16 protein-coding genes are annotated in these 16,725 nt (G+C 70.1%); 3 read left to right on the top strand and 13 right to left on the bottom strand.

Annotation, left to right across the window (positions count from 1 at the left end):
* Positions 1-7: 7 nt before the first annotated feature.
* Positions 8-2,263 (bottom strand): TonB-dependent receptor, encoded by a 2,256-nt coding sequence (locus HSX14_RS29565; RefSeq protein ID WP_373874708.1) that lies wholly within the window; start codon positions 2,261-2,263, stop codon positions 8-10.
* Positions 2,264-2,480: 217 nt separating this feature from the next.
* On the opposite strand from HSX14_RS29565, the gene HSX14_RS29560 reads away from it, so the two are divergent.
* Positions 2,481-3,515, top strand: coding sequence for a LacI family DNA-binding transcriptional regulator (locus tag HSX14_RS29560; protein ID WP_173176869.1), 1,035 nt, complete (start codon positions 2,481-2,483; stop codon positions 3,513-3,515).
* 37 nt (positions 3,516-3,552) lie between these two features.
* On the top strand, positions 3,553-4,743 hold the full coding sequence (locus tag HSX14_RS29555) for an MFS transporter (protein WP_173176867.1): 1,191 nt from the start codon (positions 3,553-3,555) through the stop codon (positions 4,741-4,743).
* Positions 4,744-4,874: 131 nt separating this feature from the next.
* Here the strand turns inward: HSX14_RS29555 and HSX14_RS29550 are convergent, their stop codons facing one another.
* Both HSX14_RS29550 and HSX14_RS29545 read right to left on the bottom strand, forming a co-directional pair.
* The gene (locus tag HSX14_RS29550) at positions 4,875-5,789 is read right to left on the bottom strand and encodes a sigma 54-interacting transcriptional regulator (RefSeq protein WP_173176865.1); all 915 of its coding nucleotides are present in this window, start codon (positions 5,787-5,789) and stop codon (positions 4,875-4,877) included.
* 202 nt (positions 5,790-5,991) lie between these two features.
* On the bottom strand, positions 5,992-6,573 hold the full coding sequence (locus HSX14_RS29545; RefSeq protein WP_173176863.1) for an RBBP9/YdeN family alpha/beta hydrolase: 582 nt from the start codon (positions 6,571-6,573) through the stop codon (positions 5,992-5,994).
* A gap of 179 nt (positions 6,574-6,752) precedes the next feature.
* Here HSX14_RS29545 and HSX14_RS29540 point away from each other — a divergent pair, with 179 nt between their 5' ends.
* On the top strand, positions 6,753-7,670 hold the full coding sequence (locus HSX14_RS29540; RefSeq protein ID WP_173176861.1) for a LysR family transcriptional regulator: 918 nt from the start codon (positions 6,753-6,755) through the stop codon (positions 7,668-7,670).
* Between the two features lie 84 nt (positions 7,671-7,754).
* On the opposite strand, the gene HSX14_RS29535 is transcribed toward HSX14_RS29540, so the two are convergent.
* From HSX14_RS29535 to mdcA, 10 genes are all read right to left on the bottom strand, one after another.
* Positions 7,755-9,158, bottom strand: a complete 1,404-nt coding sequence (locus HSX14_RS29535) for a sodium:proton antiporter (RefSeq protein WP_173176859.1) — start codon at positions 9,156-9,158, stop codon at positions 7,755-7,757.
* 178 nt (positions 9,159-9,336) lie between these two features.
* The gene (gene madM / locus HSX14_RS29530; protein ID WP_173176857.1) at positions 9,337-10,101 is read right to left on the bottom strand and encodes a malonate transporter subunit MadM; all 765 of its coding nucleotides are present in this window, start codon (positions 10,099-10,101) and stop codon (positions 9,337-9,339) included.
* 5 nt (positions 10,102-10,106) lie between these two features.
* Entirely contained in the window at positions 10,107-10,511 is a 405-nt protein-coding gene (gene madL, locus HSX14_RS29525) for a malonate transporter subunit MadL (protein ID WP_173176855.1), read from the bottom strand.
* Positions 10,512-10,571: 60 nt separating this feature from the next.
* Entirely contained in the window at positions 10,572-11,492 is a 921-nt protein-coding gene (gene mdcH, locus HSX14_RS29520) for a malonate decarboxylase subunit epsilon (protein WP_173176853.1), read from the bottom strand.
* The gene (locus HSX14_RS29515) at positions 11,489-12,106 is read right to left on the bottom strand and encodes a malonate decarboxylase holo-ACP synthase (RefSeq protein WP_173176851.1); all 618 of its coding nucleotides are present in this window, start codon (positions 12,104-12,106) and stop codon (positions 11,489-11,491) included. Before HSX14_RS29515 ends, mdcH begins: the two co-directional genes overlap by 4 nt.
* Positions 12,107-12,175: 69 nt before the next feature.
* Positions 12,176-12,973 (bottom strand): biotin-independent malonate decarboxylase subunit gamma, encoded by a 798-nt coding sequence (gene mdcE, locus HSX14_RS29510; RefSeq protein ID WP_173176849.1) that lies wholly within the window; start codon positions 12,971-12,973, stop codon positions 12,176-12,178.
* Positions 12,970-13,824, bottom strand: a complete 855-nt coding sequence (locus tag HSX14_RS29505) for a biotin-independent malonate decarboxylase subunit beta (RefSeq protein ID WP_173176847.1) — start codon at positions 13,822-13,824, stop codon at positions 12,970-12,972. Before HSX14_RS29505 ends, mdcE begins: the two co-directional genes overlap by 4 nt.
* Positions 13,817-14,116, bottom strand: a complete 300-nt coding sequence (locus tag HSX14_RS29500) for a malonate decarboxylase subunit delta (protein WP_173176844.1) — start codon at positions 14,114-14,116, stop codon at positions 13,817-13,819. Before HSX14_RS29500 ends, HSX14_RS29505 begins: the two co-directional genes overlap by 8 nt.
* Before the next feature lie 2 nt (positions 14,117-14,118).
* Positions 14,119-14,967, bottom strand: a complete 849-nt coding sequence (locus tag HSX14_RS29495) for a triphosphoribosyl-dephospho-CoA synthase (protein ID WP_173176842.1) — start codon at positions 14,965-14,967, stop codon at positions 14,119-14,121.
* Positions 14,967-16,631 carry a malonate decarboxylase subunit alpha gene (mdcA, locus tag HSX14_RS29490; RefSeq protein WP_173176840.1) on the bottom strand — a complete coding sequence of 555 codons (1,665 nt, stop codon included), beginning with the start codon at positions 16,629-16,631 and terminating at the stop codon, positions 14,967-14,969. Before mdcA ends, HSX14_RS29495 begins: the two co-directional genes overlap by 1 nt.
* Positions 16,632-16,725: the final 94 nt, after the last annotated feature.

Genomic DNA, 16,725 nt, shown 5'->3' with positions numbered 1-16,725 from the left:
GCGCGGGTCAGAAGTCGAAATCCTTGCGCAGCTGGACGCCGAAGTAGCGCTCGTCGTCCCGTGGCACGGCGCGGTAGATGTAGCTGCCGCCGCTGGCCAGGGACTGGGCGTAGGAGGTGTCGGCGAGGTTCTTGCCCAGCAGCGCCACGCGCCAGCCGGCGTTGTAGTCGGCCAGGGCGATGCTGGCGTTCCAGATGCCGTAGGTGTCCTGCACGGTGTTCGGGTTCTGGTCGAGGCTGAACTGCACCTCGTCCTGCCAGCTGTAGTCGGTGGACAGTTCCACATCCAGGCCGTTGTCCAGCGGGATGCTGTAGTCGGCGCGCACGTAGGCCTTCCAGTCCGGGGTGAAGGGCAAGCGGCCGCCGTCGATGTCGCAGGTGGCGGCGGCGCCGGGCGGGCAGTTGAAGTGGTCCACCCGCGCCTTGGTGTAGGCCAGGGCGGCGGACAGCTTGAGCTGGCGGGTGGCCTGGAAGCTGGTGTCCAGCTCCACGCCCTGGGTCTTCACGCTGCCGGCGTTGATCAGGCGGGTCACCACCTGGTTGGCCACCGTGTCGAAGAAGTTCGCCTGGTAGTCGTCGTAGTCGGTGTGGAACACCGCCAGGTTGGCGCTCAGGCGCTTGTCCAGGGCGGTGGCCTTGAGGCCCAGCTCGTAGGAGTCGGAGGTCTCCGGCTTGAGCGCCCCGGTGTCGCGCGGCTGCATGTTGAAGAACACGTTGTAGGCCGGGCCCTTGTAGCCGCGCGAGTAGGTGGCGTAGCCCATCAGGTCGTCGCTGAAGTCGTACTGCAGGCCGGTGCGGCCGGACCAGCCGTCCTCGTCCACTGAGCCTGAGCTTGCGGTGGAGGGCTGGATGCCGGTGACGGCTGTGGCGGAGGTGGACGTGCGGCGGTGGTCGTATTCCAGGTCGTCGTGGGTCCAGCGCAGGCCGAACAGCGCGCGGAAGTCGTCGGTGAGGTTGAAGGTGTTCTCGCCGAACAGCGCGACGCTGTCGTTGGTCACGCTGTAGTCGGCGCGGCCGCTGTTGGGGGTGCCGCCGTTGACCGACAGGCGCCGGTAGGTCTCCTCGGAGCGGCCATGGAAGTAGTAGGCGCCGACCACGTATTCGTTGAAGCCGCCCTTGGGCGAGGCCAGGCGGAACTCCTGGGAGTACTGGTCGTAGTCCACCTCGCCCTTGTCGTGGGAGGCGGTCAGCGGCAGCTGCGCCGAGCGGTCGCCGTCCTGGTACTGGGTGTTGTCCCAGCCGCGCCAGGCGGTGATGGAGGTGAGGGTGAAGTCGCCCAGCTTCCAGTCCACCTGCCCGGACAGGCCGCTGTTGGTGTCCTCGACGTAGGTCTTGTAGTCGCTGCGGATGTCGCGGTTGTGGTCGCTCGGCACCACCGGGCGCAGGGCGCTGGCGAAGGCCGCGCTGCTGGTGGAGGTGATCACGCCGCTGGGCAGGGTGTCCTCGCCCTCCATGCGGTCGGCGATCAGGGTCACCTTGAGCGCGTCGTCCGGCTCGAACACCAGCTTGCCGCGCACGCCCTTGCGGTCGTAGCCGTTGACGTCATGGCCGTTGGCGAGGTTCTCGACGTTGCCGTCATAGCGCCCCAGCAGGGTGCTCAGGGAGCCTTTCAGGGTGTCGCTCAGGCGCCCGCCGATGCCGAACCGCAGGCGGTTCTCGTTGCCGCCGCCGAAGTGCGAGTAGTCCACGTAGCCGTGGCCCTGCTCGGGCGGGTCCTGGCTGACGATGTTGAGCACGCCGGCCGAGGCGTTCTTGCCGAACAGGGTGCCCTGGGGGCCGCGCAGCACTTCGATGCGCTCCAGGTCCAGCAGGTCCAGGGTGGATTGCCCGGGGCGGCCGAACACCACGCCGTCCACCACCGTGGCCACCGTGGGCTCGACCCCCGGCGAGGTGGAGATGGTGCCGACGCCGCGGATGAACAGCGAGGTGTCCTTGTTGGAGGCACCGGTGCGGTAGTTGAGGGTCGGCACCTGCTGGACGATGGCGCCGACGTTGTTGCGGTTGTCGCGCTCCAGCTGCTCGCCCTGCACCACGGAGACGGCCACCGGCACGTCCTGCAGGCTGGCTTCGCGGCGGGTGGCGGTGACGGTCACCGTCTTCAGCGTGGGCGCGGCCTTCTGGCCGTCGGCGGTGCTGTCGGGGGTGCGCTCGGCGGCCCCGGCGGCGCTCCCCAGCGCTGCCAGGAGGATGCCGATGGCCAGCGGGCTGCGGCGCCCGCCGTGGGAGGTGCGAAGGCCGCGCGGTGCGGCCGGATTGCTGTGGATGCTCATGCTCGTTTCACTGCCCTGCGGAGACCAGACGTGCCTGCTGCTTGGCAGGCTCCTTGTGGGCTGTCGCGGTCTGGTCTCGCTCGTGCGAGTGGCAGCAAAAAGGCAGACAGCCGTGCTTTGTTAGCGCTAACATCGCCAGTATCCGAGCGACACCAATAGATCGTCAAATAATTAAAAATTACTTTTATATGCCTACAAGGATGGTCAATCCATGAGCAGCCCCCGCAAGCGCCGAGGCGCGGGACGCGTCACCCTCAGCGCCGTGGCCGAGCGCGTCGGCGTGTCCGCCATCACCGTGTCGCGCTACTTCAACCAGCCGGAGCAGGTCTCCGAGGAACTGCGCGGGCGCATCGAAACGGCGGTGGCCGAGCTGGGCTACGTGCCCAACCTGGTGGCCGGCGGCCTGGCCTCGGCGCGCGGACGCATCGTCGGCATGGTCATCCCCAACATCTCCGGGCCGATCTTCGCCAACACGATCCAGGGCTTCAGCGACACCCTGGCGCGCCACGGCTACCAGCTGCTGCTGGCCTCCAGCTACTTCTCCGAGGAACAGGAAGAGAGCGCCGTGCGCGCCTTCCTCGGCTGGTCGCCGGCGGCCCTGGTGGTCACCAGCCATTTCCACAGCCCCGGCACCGAGAAGATGCTCGCCGAGGCGGACGTCCCCATCGTCGAGGTCTGGGACTACCAGCCCGAGCGCGCGCCGATGCAGGTGGGGTTCCTCCACCGCGACGTGGGCGTCGCCGCCGCCCGCTACCTGCTGGACAAGGGGCACACGCGCATCGCCTTCGTGCAGAACAGCGCCGCCGGCGACTTCAGCGCCCTGGACCGCCGCGACGGCTACGCCGACACCCTGCGCGCCGCCGGCCACGAGCCCTGGGTCTTCGTGCCCAGCAGCGGGCTGGCGCCCTTCGAGGCCGGCAAGCAGGCCATGGAGGCGCTGATGAAGCGCTCGCCACGGCCGGACGCGATCATCTTCGCCAACGACAACCTCGCCGCCGGTGGCCTGCTCGCCGGCCAGCGGGCGGGCCTGGACCTTCCGGGCGACTGCGCGGTGATGGGTTTTGGCGACTACCCGTTCGCCGAGATGCTGCTGCCCAGCCTCACCACCATCCGACCGCCGGCGCTGGAGATCGGCGAGCGCGCCGCCACCCGGGTGCTGGAGGCGCTGGGCGTGCTGCCGGTGGAGGGCGAGGTGGAGCGCCTGAATCTGCTCGACTGCCAGGTCATCGCCCGGGAAAGCGCGTAGAATCCGCGCCCCCTCGCAACAAGCCCTGCCTCTTGCCATGAATCCCTCGACCCTTCTCTCCCTCCCCCTGCTCGCCCTGGCCCTCGGCGGCTTCGTCGTCGGCAGCAGTGAATTCATCATCATGGGCCTGCTGCCCGAGGTGGCCCGGGACCTCTCCGTGAGCCTCTCCGACGCCGGCCTGCTGGTCAGCGCCTACGCCATGGGCGTGGTCATCGGCGCGCCGCTGCTGGGCCCGCTGCTGGGGCGCCTGCCACGGCGCCAGGCGCTGCTCTGGCTGATGGGTGCCTACGCCCTTGGCAACCTCGCCTGCGCCCTGGCCCCCAGCTACGAATGGCTGCTGGCGGCGCGCATGTTCACCGCCTTCAGCCATGCCGGCTTCTTCGGCTGCGCCACCCTGCTGGCCGCCGAGCTGGCGCCGCCCCATCGCCGCGCTTCGGCCATGGCGCTGGTGCTCAGCGGGCTGACCATCGCCAACGTGCTCGGGGTGCCGGCCGGCGCCTGGCTGGGCCAGGCCACCAGCTGGCGGGTGACCTTCATGGTGGTGGCGGGCCTGGGCCTGCTGACGCTGCTGGCGCAGTTCCTCTGGCTGCCGGCCACCGCCAGGCCGCAGCCCAATGCCGCCGGTGCCTGGGACGGCATCTTCCGGCGCCCGGTGCTGCATGCGCTGGGGGTGTGCAGCCTGTCGTCGGTGGCGCTGTTCGGCGTGTTCACCTACATCAGCCCGCTGCTGCGCGATGTCTCCGGCTTCAGCCCGGAGCACGCCAATTTCGCCCTGCTGCTGTTCGGCATCGGCCTGACCCTCGGCAACCTGTTGGGCGGGCGCCTGGCGGACAAGGGCTTCCGCTTCGCCCTGCCCGGGGCCTTCGCGGTGAGTGCGTTGTGCCTGGTGGGGCTGTTCGTCTTCGCCCAGGTGCCGGTGCTGGCGCTGGCCTGCCTGTTCCTCTGGGGCGTGGCGAGCTTCGCCATCTCCTCGCCGCTGCAGTTGCTGCTGGTGGAACAGGCCGGCGAATCCGCCAGCCTCGCCGCCACCCTCAGCCACGCGGCCTTCAACCTGGGCAACGCCAGCGGCGCCTTCGTCGGCGGCCTGTGGCTGAGCACCGGGATGGGCCTGGCCAACCTGCCGCTGATGGGCGTGGCCGTGCTGGTCGCCACCCTGCTGGTGTGCCTGCCCCTGCCGCGCCTGCGCGCCACCCGCGAGCGCTTGAAGGAGGCTGGGCAGATTCACTAACGGCACGGTGCTCGCCCGTAGGGTGTACCGCGGGTTTCACCCGCCCTACGGGCCTGGCACCGAACCCGCCGAAGAGGAACGGTGGGCTGAAGCCCACCCTACGCTCCCTGGGGAGCGGTGCTGAGGGCGGCCTACCCCGCCAGCACATCCGCGAACAGCTGCCGCAGGTTATCCACATCGTTGGCGGCCAGCTGGCGCAGTTGCAGGGCGAGCTGTGCATAACTCGGTGCGGGCGGCAGGTTGAGGTGCTGCGGCAGCACTTCGTCGCCATCGCTGACCAGCAGCGCGAAGTGCACGCTGTTTTCCAGTTCGCGGGTATTGCCCGGCCAGGGGTAGCTCTCCAGCGCCGCCTGGGCGGCGGTGCTGATCAGCGGCAGCGGCAGGTCCAGGCGCTGGGCGTAGATGCCGAGGAAGTACTCGGCCAGCGGCAGGATGTCGTCCGGGCGTTCGCGCAGTGGCGGCAGCTCGACCCGGCCTTCGTCCAGGTACTGGTACAGGCGCTCGTTGAACTTGCCGGCGGCCACCGCCTTGGCCAGGTCGATGCTGGTGGCGGCCACCAGGCGCACGTCCACGGGCGTTGGCTGGGCGGCGCCGACGCGGATCACCTCGCGGCTCTCCAGGGCCGCCAGCAGCTTGGCCTGCAAGGGCAGCGGCAGGTCGCCGATCTCGTCCAGGTAGAGGGTGCCGCCGTTGGCCGAGCCGAACCAGCCGGCGCGGCTGCTGGCCGAGCCCGCGTGGGCACCGGGCGCGTGGCCGAAGAGTTCGGCCTCGGCGTAGACCTTGCTGATGGCGCTGCAGCTGACCGCCACGAACAGCCCCGGGCGCTCGCTGCCCTTGTGGATCTGTCGCGCCAGCAGCTCCTTGCCGGTGCCGGTCTCGCCCTGGATCAGCACCGGCACGGCGGCCGGAGCCAACTGTTCGACCTCCTCGCGCAGGCGCCGCGAGCGGGCATCGACGAACACCAGCGCGCGGGCGCGGATGCTCAGGGGGCTGCGGTCGGCGTCGGCGAAGCTCAGCAGCGGTTGGCCGGGTTTTTCCTGGGTCATGGACGAAATCTCCCGCCGGGCCTGGCTGCGAAGCAGCGGGCCCTGGCGTCACAGTGAAGAATGAGCCTGTTCAGGGTCGAGCGCGCTGGGGAGGAACAAGGCGAAAACAGCCGGGGCCTGGATTCCACGAGCTGCAAATGAGCGAGCCCGAAGCCGTTTTCAACGCAATTGTTCCGAGGCGCAGCCGATCCCGGGCAGGTTCTCAGGCGCGCTTGCGGGCCAGTTGCTCGATGCGCCCCTGCAGGCGGTAGAGGTAGGCGAAACCCTGCTCCCAGAGGTGGTGGCCGGACTTCACGTTGATGTGCCCGGCGCCCGCGAGGATGGCCGGCTCGGCGCCCCAGTGGCGCGCCAGTTCCAGCGCGCGCGGCGTGCTGGCGGCGTGGTCGTTGTCCGAGCCCACCAGCAGCGTGGGGAAGGGCAGCGATGCCTGGGGAATGGGGGCGAAACCGCGCAGCGGCTCGGGGCAGCCGGGGCGCTCGACGTCGGCCGGCGCCACCAGCAGCGCGCCACGCACCCGGCGCAGTACATCCGGGTCGGCCTGCCTGGCCCAGTGGGCGACGGTGACGCAGCCCAGGCTGTGGGCGATGAGGATAACCGGCGTGCGCTCGGCGTCGATGGCGCGCTCCAGCGCCGTGACCCAGTCCTGGCGCTCGGGCAGGTCCCAGTCGGCCTGCTCGACGCGGCTGGCGTTGGGCAGGGTGCGTTGCCAATGGCTCTGCCAATGCTCGTCTGGCGAGCCCTGCCATCCCGGCAGGATCAGGTAGCGAATGGCCTGGCTGCGCATGGCGAGCCCTCCGTGCAATGTTTCGACGAAGAGGAGTCTAGGGGCTGCTCATATATCTGTTAAGGAATAAGAATTTATTTGCTTATGCATTATTAGCTTATTCACTAAAGGTCCCATCGGGTTCGCGGGCGCGAGCTTGTAGGATGGCCTCTTCGCTCCAGCCACCCGGACGCGGTGCCATGCAGATCGACGACGAACTCACCCTGAAGAAGTTGCAGACCTTCCTCGCCTTCATGCGCAGCGGCAACCTCTCCCGCGCGGCGGCGGAGCTGAACACCAGCAACGTCAGCGTGCACCGCGCCATCCACTCCCTGGAGAGCGCCCTGCGCTGCCCGCTGTTCAAGCACGAGGGGCGCAACCTGACGCCGCTGGAGAGCGCCTTCGTGCTGGAGGAGCGCGCACAGAAGCTGGTGCAGGACGTGCTCGAGACGGTGCGCCTGACCCGTGAAGCGGCAGGCTTCTCGGCCGAGCGCTTCAAGCTCGGCTCGCTCTATTCGCTGACGGTGAAGACGGTGCCGCAGCTGATCATGGGGCTGAAGCTGCGGCGCAGCGAGCTGAACATCGACCTGATCCTCGGCTCCAACGTCGATCTTTTCTACAAGCTGAAGAACATGGAGCTGGACGCCATCCTGGTGTCCCTCGACGAGGGCGTGAGCGATGCCGATTGCGAGCAGCTGCCGCTGTTCTCCGACGACATCTTCCTCGCCGTGCCCACCGACTCGCCCTTCGCCGGCCAGCCCGAGGTGGACCTGGCGGACCTGGCCGACTCCACCTTCATCACCCTGACCCAGGGCTTCGCCACCCACCGCGACGGCGGCCGTGTGTTCGAGCAGGCGGGCTTCGAGCCGAAGGTGGCGATGCAGGTGAACGACATCTTCACCCTGCTCAGCATGGTCAGCTCCGGGGTCGGCTACGCCCTGCTGCCCGGGCGCATCGCCGCGGTGTACGAGAACCGCGTGAAGCTCATCCCGCTGCAGGCGCGCTACCGCCTGCAGCAGCACATAGGCGTGGTCTTCCTCAAGGCCAAGGAGCGCGACCCGAACCTGCTGGCGCTGCTGGCCGAGTGCCGGATGTACGGCCTGACACGCGGGGGGTGAGGGCGCCCATGCCCTGTCAGCGGGCCCCCGCGTTCGCCGGGGTGACGGCAGCGGAGACGCAGCCCGGGAAAACCGGCGGCTTCCTTACAGCATCACCCACTGCAGCACCGCCAGCAGCGGCAGCAGCACGGCGCAGGACCAGAGCAGGTAGCCGAAGAAGCTCGGCATCTTCACGCCGCGCTGCTCGGCGATGGCCTTGACCATGAAGTTCGGCGCGTTGCCGACGTAGGTCATGGCACCCATGAACACCGAGCTCATGGAGATCGCCAGCAGGGTCTGCGGCAACCGCTCCATCATCACCTGCGCATCGCCGGAGGCGAGGTTGAAGAACACCAGGTAGGTGGGCGCGTTGTCGAGGAAACTGGAGAGCACCCCGGTCATCCAGAAATACATGGTGTCCAGCGGTTGGCCATCGGCCCCGGTGACGGCGGCGACCACCGCCGCCAGGTGCCCGTCGCGGCCGGCGCGGAGGATGGCGATCAGCGGGGTGAGGGTGATGAAGATCCCGGCGAACAGCTTGGCCACCTCGACGATCGGCCCCCAGTTGAATTCGTTGCCCTTGCGCGCCCAGCCGGGGGTCAGCCACAGCGACAACCCCGCCAGGGCCAGCAGCAGGCCGTCGCGCACCAGGTTCTGCAGCTCCACGCGGATGCCGGGCAGCTCGAAGCCGATGCCCGGCTTCCACACCCCCGACAGCAGCACCGCACCGACCACGCCGGCCAGCAGCAGGAAGTTGAACTGCCCGTGCACGTACAGCGGCGTGTCGGGGGTGGGGTCGGCGGGCGCCAGTTCGTCCTCGCGGCTGAAGAGGTAGCGATCGATCACGTAGAAGATCGCCAGCAACGGCAGCGCCATCGCCAGCACCGGCAGGGCCATGTGCTTCAGGGTCCAGAAGAAGTCCACGCCCTTGAGGAAACCGAGGAACAGCGGCGGGTCGCCCAGCGGCGTGAGCCCGCCACCGACGTTGGCCACCAGGAAGATGAAGAACACCACCACGTGGGCGTTGTGCCGGCGGTTGTCGTTGGCGCGCAGCAGCGGGCGGATCAGCAGCATGGCCGCGCCCGTGGTGCCCATCACCGAGGCCAGCAGCGTGCCCAGGGCGAGCAGCCGGGTGTTGAGCCAGGCCGAACCGTGCAGGTTGCCCTGCACCAGGATGCCGCCGGAGATGGTGAACAGCGCCAGCAGCAGCACGATGAAGGGCAGGTATTCGGCGAACAGCACGTGCATGCCCATGGCCAGGGTCGCGTGGGGGCCGAAGCTGGCGATGAAGGGCGCCAGGAACAGCAACGTCCAGCCGGCGGTGATCTTGCCGAAATGGTGGTGCCAGAAGTCACCGGCGATGATCGGCAGCAGCGCGATGCTCAGCAGGATGCCGGCGAACGGCAGCGCCCAGAGCAGGCCAAGGCTGGCGCCGTCGACCTCGGCGGCCTGGGCCAGGCCGGGCAGGAGCAGTAGCGGGATGAGCAGGCGGGCTCGCAGTACGGGCATCGGGATGACCAGGCTGGGTGGGACGAAGACGGCGCGGCGCCCCGGCGGGCCGCCGCGCCCCGACGAGAGCGGGGATGCTAAACCAAAGCTCGGCCCCGACCTAGCAGGCTGTCGAAAAGCCGGGTGCGTTGCCGCTGCGGCGTTGGAAGCGCCCCCGGCTGGCGGCCTGCCGGCCCCGTCAGCCCATCAGGGCGCGCATGACGAAGAACAGCACCGAGGGGCCCAGCAGGCAGCCCAGGGCGGTGTAGAAGGCGGCGGTCAGGCAACCGTAGGGCACCAGCTTCGGATCGGTGGCCGCCAGGCCCCCGGCCACGCCGCTGGAGGTGCCCATCAGGCCGCCGAAGATCACCGCCGTGCGCGGGTTGTCGAGGCCGATGAAGGGGGCGACGAAGGGCGTCGCCACCATCACCAGGATGGCCTTCACCAGGCCGGCGGCGATGGACAGCGCCATCACCTCGGAGCTGGCGCCGATGGCCGCGCCGGTCACCGGGCCGACGATGTAGGTCACCGCCCCCGCGCCGATGGTGGTCAGGCTCACCGCATCGGTGTAGCCGAAGGCCAGCGCCACGCCGACACCGGCGACGAAGGAGGTGCCGATGCCGAGGAACAGCGCCACCACCCCGGACACGCCGGCGCGCTTGAGTTCCTCGATGTTGACCCCGAAGGCCGTGGCGACGATGGCGAAGTCGCGCAGCATGGCGCCGCCGAGCAGGCCGATGCCGGACAGCAGCGGGATGTCCACCAGGCCCTTCTGCCCGCCGGTCATCACGCCGCCCACGTAGGACAGTGCCAGGCCGAGGAAGATGGCGATGGCCGAGCCGTGCAGGCGGCCGCGCGTCAGCTTGTCGGAGAGCCAGTAGGACAGCCACATGGTCACGCCGATGACGGCGAAGCCGCTGATCAGGCCGTAGCCGCCGATCACTTTCATCATGGATTCGTACATGGCGGTCACCGTTGCACAGGCTTCAGGGCGTCAGCGGCGGGCGCCGCGTCGGGCTTCTTTTGGCCGAGGCGGTCCAGCACCGGGACCATGGCGAAGCCGAGGGCCACCGCCGCGACACCGGCGAGGATGGCCATGGGGCCGCCGGACAGCGCGCCGAGCACGTTCTGCTGGGCGGCCATGGCGACCACGATGGGGATGTAGATGGCGCTCCAGAATTCCACGCCCTGCTCGCTCTTGGCGCCCATCAGGCCGCGCTTGTGCAGGGAGCTGCCGATGAAGATGAGCAGCAGCATGGCGATGCCCACGCCACCGACGTTGGCGGGTACGCCCAGGAGCTTGCCCAGGAGTTCGCCGATGAACAGGCCGACAAGGGTGCACAGGGCCAGGAAGGCCACACCGTAGATGATCATTGTTGTTGTCCTCGCATTGGGTCGAAGTTGCTTGTTGTTGTCCTTCGAAGCGCACGGCGGTTATCGGGTCCGGCTCACCTCCCGACGCAGCAGGGCGTCCAGCGTATCGCGGCGGGCGCCCTGGAAGGCGATCACCGTGCCTGGGTCGAAGATGCGCCGCGCCAGGCCGCTGAGCACGGCACCGGGGGGCAGTTCGATGTGCAGGCGCACGCCGCGCTCATAGGCGTTGCGCAGGGTGCCGTGCCAGTCGACGACGCGGCACATGTTGAAGGCGAGGTCGTCGCGCAGGCGCTCGGGGTCGTGGATCGGCCGCGCGGTGGTGCCGCTGAGGTAGCCGATCACCGGGCGGTGCATCCGTACGTCGGCGAAAGCGCTGGCCAGCTCGCGGGCCGGCGCCTCCAGCAGCGGGCAATGGGACGGCACGCTGACCGCCAGGCGCTTCGCCAGGCCGGCCCCCAGGGCGCGGGCCCGCTCGGCGACGGTGGCCATGGCCGCATCGCTGCCGGCGATCACCTGCTGGTTGTCGGCGTTGATGTTGGCCAGGAACACCGGGCCTTCGGCCTCCGCGAGCAGCCGTTCCAGGGTGCCGAGGTCGAGCCCGCCGATGGCGGTCATGCCGTAGCCCTGTGGATAAGCCCGCTGCATCAGCTCGCCACGCAGGGCCACCAGGCGCAGGGCATCGGCGAAATCCAGGGCGCCGGCGACCACCGCCGCCCCGTAGGCGCCGATGGACAGGCCGGCCACATGCTCCGGCGCCGGGCTCTCCTGCAACAGCAGGCGCGCGCAGGCGACCCCGGTGACCAGCAGGCACAGCTGCACGGCGCGGGTGCCTTGCAGCGCTTCGGCCGAGTCCAGCGCCAGCACGTCCTCGCCCAGCGCCGCGCTGGCCTCGTCCAGGCTGGCGCGTGCCTCGGGCGGCAGCTGGTGGAGCATGCCCACCTGCTGCGCACCCTGGCCGGGGAAGGCGAACAGGCTGCTCACGCCGCGTGCTCCAGGGCCTGCCAGGGGTTATCCACAAGACGCGCACCTTCGGCGCACTTGAGCAGCACGCGGCGGGAATCGCCGGCCCACTCGCGCAGGGCGATGGCGCCGGAGGGGGTTTCCAGCTGCAGGTCGATGCGGCAGCGGGTGCGTTCGAGCAGCGCCAGCAGCTCGCGGGCACGCGGGCGCTCGAAGGGCCCGGAGGTGCGCAGCAGCAGGTCGAGATCGCTCCCGGCATGCAGCACCGGCACGCCCGTGGCCAATTCGAAACCGACGCTCCCGGTGGGGCCCCAGGGCAGGCCCGTGGCCTCCAGCAGCGGCGCGACCTCGACCAGCGCGCGCAGCGCCGGCCAATGCCCGGCGGTGCGCGGACGCAACTGGTGCGGGCTGATGCCGCGCTGGATGGCGGCAAGCGGCATCAGCGTGGCGAGGCGCTGCTCGCGGCTGGCGCCGCGGATGCCCACGGCAACCAGGCCCGGCTCGCAAAGGGCGCGCCGCACCACCACCGGCTGGCCGGCGGCGAGCGCCTGCCGAGCCCAGCTCGGGGCATCGGCGGGGAGCTGTTCCGGGGCGAGGCCCCAGAGCAGGTCGTGCGGGTGTGGCGGGTTGTCCATCAGCATCTCCAGATCACCAGCAGGTGGGCGCCACGCGCCGCGCGGCCCGACGATTCACGGCTCGGCTCTTCACGACCGGCCTTGCCACTGCGCCCGCAGCATCTCGCGCACCCGCGAAGACGCCGCGCGGTTCTCCGCCCCCAGGCGGCCACGCAGGTCGGTGCCGGTGCCGATATCCGCCACCGCCCGCACCAGGCAGTCCCGCACCCGCTCCAGGTCGGCGGCACCGGGCTGCTCGACGTTATCCACAGCCAGGCGCTCCCAGAGCAGGCCGAGGGAGGCGTAGTTGCCCAGGTCGTAGGCCATGGGCGGGATGGTCGCGGCGAGGGCTTCCAACTCGTCGACGCTGCGCAGGGTGATGCGCGCGGCGGCGGCCTTGCCCATGGCGTGGACCATCACCCCGGCGTCGTCCAGGGCGATCAGCCGCTGGGCCTGGTAGCCGTGGGCGAGGAAGGCACCGGACATGGCCTTGCCCACCAGCAGGCCGATCACCGGGTGCCCGGCGAGGCGGGCACGGGCGTAGGCATCCACCGCGCCGGCCAGGGCCTGGTGTATCCCTAAGGCCTCCTCGCGGCGGCCGTAGGCCTGGCTGGGTACGTCCACCACGGCCACCAGCACGCGCTTGTCGGCACGCCCGGCATCGGCCTGGATGGCGTCATCCACGGCCTTGGCCAGGCCCCAGCCTTCCAGCAGGCCCACCTCGCCGTTGCGGGCGCGGGGGAAGGGGTTGGCGGCGTCGGGCACCACGGCGATGAAGCGGGCGGCGCGGCTGCCCACCTCGCCGTCGATGACCTTCACCGAAGCCGGATGGCCGGCCTGCTCATCGGTGCCGGCGAGGGCGTGCAACCAGTTCGATCCACGGCTCATGGCTGTTCTCCGGCGTAGAGGGCGCGCACGGCGGCGGCGTCCAGGTGTACGCAGTCATCGCCCAGGCGTGCCAGGCGTTCGAGGAACCAGGCGTGGCGGCGGCTGCGGGGCTGCGCCTGTTCAGGGCCGGCGAGCAGCGCGCGCACGGCCTCGCGGATGGCGTCGATGTCGTCGGCGACATAGCCATCCACCAAGTGGCTGGCCATGCGCTGTTCACCCCCGGTGAGGCTCCAGATGAAGGGCCGGTCGCGAGAGTCGTATTCCTCGATGCCGGCTTCCTGTTCGATCACCTGCGGGCCGTTGAGGCCCAGGCGTGCCTCGCGGGTGACCAGCAGGTGGCTGCACAGCCCGGCGGCGATGGACATGCCGCCGAAGCAGCCCACCGGCCCGGCCACCAGGCCGACGACCGGCTGGTACTGGCGCAGCGCGACGATGGCGGCCTGGATCTCGGCGATGGCGGCCAGGCCCAGGTTGGCTTCCTGCAGGCGCACGCCGCCGGTTTCCAGCAGCAGCACGGCGCAGGTGGGAATGCCGTTGCGGTTGTCCTCGGCGGCCAGCTCCAGCGCGCCGGCGATCTTGGCGCCGCCGACCTCGCCCATGCTGCCGCCCTGAAAGGCGCCTTCGATGGCGGCGATCAGTGCCGGCTGGCCGTCGATGCTGCCCTTGGCCACCACCACGCCGTCGTCGGCCTGGGGGACGATGCCCTGGCGCGGCAGCCAGGGCGACATGACGCGATCGAAGGGGCCGAGCAGCTCGCGGAAGCTGCCGTCGTCCAGCAGCGCGCGGGCGCGCTGGCGGGCGCCCAGTTCGACGAAGCTGCGGGTGGCTAGCAGGCGGGCGGTATCAGTCATGGGCCACCTCCTCCAGGGCCTGCTCCAGGCGCAGGCGCACCACCCCCGGCGTGGCGCCGAAGTCGTGGATGTCGATGTTCAGGGCCGGCAGCTGCTGGCCGGCGAAGAGGCGCTGGAACAGCTGCGCCCAGCGCGGTTCGCTGCCGTTCACCGAGGTGATCACCTGGATCGCCAGGGTGCCGGCACGGCCGGGCTCCAGCAGCACTTCCAGGTCGCCGGAGCCGACGCAGCCCACCAGGGCGCGGCCCCGGGCGGGTTGCCCGGCGGGGAATTCGAAAGACAGGGTTTCCATGGTCAGCTCCCGATTCGGTCGATGAACAAACAGGCGGCGAGCAGATCGGCCGCGCCGCCCGGCGAGGCATTGAGCCCCAGCAAACAGGTTTCCAGTTCGCGCAGGCGGCGCCGTCCGGCGAGGCTGGCGCAGCCCCCGGCAGCGAGCACCGCGCGGGCGCCCCGCTGCATGGCGTCGAGCCCCTCGGGGCCGGCGCGCCAGAGCACGCAGGTGTCCTCCAGCTCGGCCATGATCGCCAGCAGCGCATCGAGCCGGGCGTTCTGCTCGCCGCTGCCCTGGGCGCGGCTGCGCTGCAACTGCGGCAGGCCGTGGAGCAGCACGCCGGGGAAGCCCAGCTGGGCTTCTTCACGCGCGCCCCGGGCGCCGTAGCGCTGGGCGACATGGCTGCCGTGGCTGTCTTGCCGGGGCGCGGCGCGGTCGTCGATCAGGGCGATGCGTGCGGCGCGGGTGGCGAGGGCGGCGGCCGCGGCCTTGCCCGGTTCCAGTGCGGCGGCGGCCACCAGCAGGCCGAGGGCCCAGATGGCGCCGCGATGGGTGTTCACCCCACCGGTGACGGCGAGCATGGCGGCCTCGCCTTCACGGCCGATGCGGCCCAGTGCCTCGCGCAGCGGCTGGCCGACCGTGCCGAGTTCGATGGCGGCTTCGGCCATGCCCTTGAAGGCCGGCCACAGCGACAGCGCCGAGGCGTGCATCAGACCCAGGTGCAGGTCGGTATGGGCGCCGCTGCCGCGCCGGTCCACCAGGGCCGGCTTGGGCGAGAGATCGGCCTCGTCGATCAGCGCGTCGACGGCCTGGTCCGCCAGCCACTCGGCCAGGGGCAGCCTGGTGCTGGGTGCGATCAGTGCGTTCATCACCAGCTCCTGAACTTGGCCGGGGGGTTGTAGAGGCCGCCGGACCACTCCACCAGCTCGGCGATGCTCTTGGCGGCGAGCAGTTCGCGGCTGGCGTCGGTGCGGCGGATGCCGAGGTCCTCGGGCAGGGCGATCAGCCCTTCGCGGCGCATGCGCTCGGTGTCCCTGGGGTCGTGGCGCAGGCCGATGGCGGTGACCCCGGCGACGGCGGCGATCATGGCGCGGCGTTCCTCATCGGAGCGCGCCTTGTACAGGTAGGCGATGCCTTCCTCGGTGAGCAGGTGGGTGACGTCGTCGCCGTAGATCATGATCGGCGCCAGGGGCATGCCGCTCTTGCGGGCCACGTCGACGGCGTCGAGGGTCTCGACGAAGGTGGGTTTGCCGCCTTCCTGGAAGGTCTCGACCATCTGCACCACCAGCTTCTTGCCGCGCGCCAGCAGGGCCTCGGGTTCGGCGCGCATATCCAGCCAGGCGGGGGTGGAATGGCGGCGGCCGCGCGGGTCGTGGCCCATGTTCGGCGCGCCGCCGAAACCGGCCAGGCGGCCCCGGGTGACGGTGGAGGAATGGCCGTCGCCGTCCACCTGCAGGGTGGCGCCGATGAACAGGTCCACGGCGTACTGCCCGGCCAGCTGGCACATCATGCGGTTGGAGCGCATGGAGCCGTCGCGGCCAGTGAAGAACACGTCCGGGCGCTGGGCGATGTAGCCCTCCATGCCCAGTTCGGTACCGAAGCAGTGCACGCTTTCCACCCAGCCGGTCTCGATGGCGGGGATCAGCGTCGGGTGCGGGTTGAGCGTCCAGTTGCGGCAGATCTTGCCTTTGAGGCCCAGGGACTCGCCGTAGGTGGGCAGGATCAGCTCGATGGCGGCGGTGTTGAAACCGATGCCGTGGTTGAGGGACTGGACGTTGTGTTTCTCGTAGATGCCGCGGATCGCCATCATCGCCATCAGCACGTGCACCGGCTTGATGTGGCGCGGGTCGCGGGTGAACAGCGGCTCGATGTAGAAGGGCTTGTCGGCCACCACCACGAAGTCCACCCAGGAGGCGGGGATGTCCACGCGCGGCAGGTCGCCGACGTCGTCCACCAGCTCGTTGACCTGGACGATGACGATGCCGTCGGAGAAGGCCGTGGGCTCCACCAGGGCCGGGGTGTCTTCGGTGCTGGGGCCGGTGTAGATGTTGCCGTGGCGGTCGGCCATGAAGCCGGCCACCAGCGCGACGTTGGGGATCAGGTCCACCAGCAGGCGCGAGTACAGCTCGATGTAGGTGTGGATGGCACCGACTTCCAGCAGGCCGTCTTCCAGCAGCTGGCTGATGCGCAGGCTCTGCGGGCCGGCGAAGGAGAAGTCCAGCTTGCGGGCGATGCCGCGCTCGAACAGGTCCAGGTGCTCGGCGCGGCTGACGCTGGGCATGATCATGTGCAGGTCGTGCAGGCGCCCGGGGTCGGCCTTGGCCAGGGAGCGGGAGAGGAAGTCCGCCTGCTTCTGGTTGTTGCCTTCGAGCACCACCCGGTCGCCGGGGGCGATCAGGGCCTCCAGCGCGGCGACGATGCGCTCGCTGGGCAGCACCACGCCGTCGGCGAGGGATCGCACCTGGTCGAGGCGACGCTGCTTTTCCGCACGCCGACGCGACCATTGCGGCGGTGGGGAGATTGTCGTTGTCATTGGAGGCTCCACGGGTTCCGCTGTCGTGGAGCGAACCTTAGGAGCGCGACCGGCTGGTCATCAATCAAGCCCGGCGGCGGATCGTTACGGCCAG

Source organism: Pseudomonas tohonis (genome assembly GCF_012767755.2).
Taxonomy (GTDB): Bacteria; Pseudomonadota; Gammaproteobacteria; order Pseudomonadales; family Pseudomonadaceae; genus Metapseudomonas; species Metapseudomonas tohonis.
Note: the sequence above shows the minus strand (reverse complement) of the source record. Positions and strands in the feature narration are given on the sequence as shown.